Origin of the sequence: Eremococcus coleocola DSM 15696, assembly GCF_000428865.1 — a bacterium.
GTDB lineage: Bacteria > Bacillota > Bacilli > Lactobacillales > Aerococcaceae > Eremococcus > Eremococcus coleocola.
In genome coordinates, this window is the sequence record NZ_AUAT01000049.1 from 1 (window position 1) to 1,623 (window position 1,623).

Genomic DNA, 1,623 nt, shown 5'->3' on the forward strand with positions numbered 1-1,623 from the left:
TTTAGAGGGCAAAGCAAGCGCAACACACACCCACACGATTGACCAAATTGCTAACCTTGAAACTCGGCTGAATGAAATCAGCAAAATGGAAGGTCTGAAAGGCGCAGATGGTGCTAAGGGTGATAAAGGTGACCCTGGTCCACAAGGCCCTAAAGGAAAAACTGGAAGGACAGGACCACAAGGCCCAGAAGGCCCTAAAGGTGCAGATGGTGCTAAGGGTGATAAAGGTGACCCTGGTCCACAAGGTCCTATTGGAAAAACAGGCCCTAAAGGTGCAGACGGTACAAGTGTAACCGTGGAAGTTGTCAATTTTGCACCTAGTAACCAAGCGCCTAATGTTATTTATTTGGTAAGGGCGTGATGAGATGAGTAAGATTTTTGAAGCGACGGTGGGTATCGTTAAAATGGGTAATACGATTTCTCTAAATTTCCCATACACAGCATGGAGAAACGGATATCCCGAATTGATAAACGGTAAACCAATACGTTTCTCATCAAATGGTCAGAATCACGACTATACCATTCGTATTTCAGACGCACAAGCTGAAAATATAATGTTAATGTTCACTACAACACCAGATAGTCTAGTGGATGGTCAAACATATACGGTTACGATTTATGAACGTGATTTCCCTAGTAGTAATACGACCGAAGAATGGCGACCAATGTCACGAACGGAAACAATCCAACGTGGCACAGATACCATTAACCGTTCTGATTTATTACCAAGTCAATCGTACACTGATCAAGGTAGAGATGGTACAGAATTAGTTGAGTGGGAAGAAAAGTTCGTTAATGGAGTAAGTACTGGAGAGATACGCAATGAACGAAGGACCACTCAAATATCAGTTATTAATAATAAGCAATATGTGGGTACTAAATCGGAAGCACCTACCCAACCTGAACCGAATGGTGCAGTGATTGATTTTAGAAATACTGAACAAGTTTTTTATGACGGGGATGAAATGAAAGAAGCTTGGTATATGAGTGAAAAAATATGGAAGAAGAAGAGAATATATGTTTGGGAATCAAGTTTTGGGATAGCGAATACCCGTATTGATGTATCAAAACAACCACCTGAAACATCTGTTTCAGAGATTGAGAAAGTTATTTTATATTATCAAGGTAAAAAAGTGTGGGAAGGCACTGTTAAAGCTTCAACCCTTGTACCTGGCAACTGGGAGTTAAACAGGAGCGATAGTATAGTGTATAACAAAATTGAGTACTATTTTAAATAATCGAGAGGAGGTGACCTCTATTGAAAATCAAAATAGGAAGTCAACTCCTCGAAGCACAGATAAAAGATGGGCGTTTTTACGTTACACACACGTTTGACAAAGATACAGACCATATTGCCCTACTCTCTGATTGTTTGGGCAACACAGATTTTAAGAAAATCCAAGTGGAGAAAAATCCTGATATGACCTATTGGGTACCGCCCGAGGTGTACGAGGGCAATATATCGGGTATTTTCAAGGATTTAAAAGAAATCAACCTTGAAATGACGGATACTGAAAACTCTAAACTCTGGTCTAAAATTAAACTGAATGCACTAGGAATGCTAGAAGAGTATCACAATGAAACCTTATCAGCCGAGTTTATAAGAACCGCTGGTGGGATTGA

3 protein-coding genes are annotated in these 1,623 nt (G+C 40.2%); all 3 read left to right on the plus strand.

All coding sequences use genetic code 11. The features are described 5' to 3' along the window. Positions 1 to 361: phage tail fiber repeat family protein (locus G396_RS11985; RefSeq protein ID WP_487042764.1), on the plus strand; the 361-nt coding region annotated here is incomplete at its 5' end. A gap of 4 nt (positions 362 to 365) precedes the next feature. Then, positions 366 to 1,238 carry a hypothetical protein gene (locus tag G396_RS0108560; RefSeq protein ID WP_028125710.1) on the plus strand — a complete coding sequence of 291 codons (873 nt, stop codon included), beginning with the start codon at positions 366 to 368 and terminating at the stop codon, positions 1,236 to 1,238. 20 nt (positions 1,239 to 1,258) lie between these two features. Next, on the plus strand, positions 1,259 to 1,623 hold a 365-nt coding region (locus G396_RS0108565), incomplete at its 3' end, for a gp58-like family protein (RefSeq protein WP_028125711.1).

Excerpts from the sequence above, each read along its gene's own strand:
- G396_RS0108560 (WP_028125710.1), top strand. The coding sequence starts at position 366 with ATGAGTAAGATTTTTGAAGCGACGGTGGGTATCGTTAAAATGGGTAAT.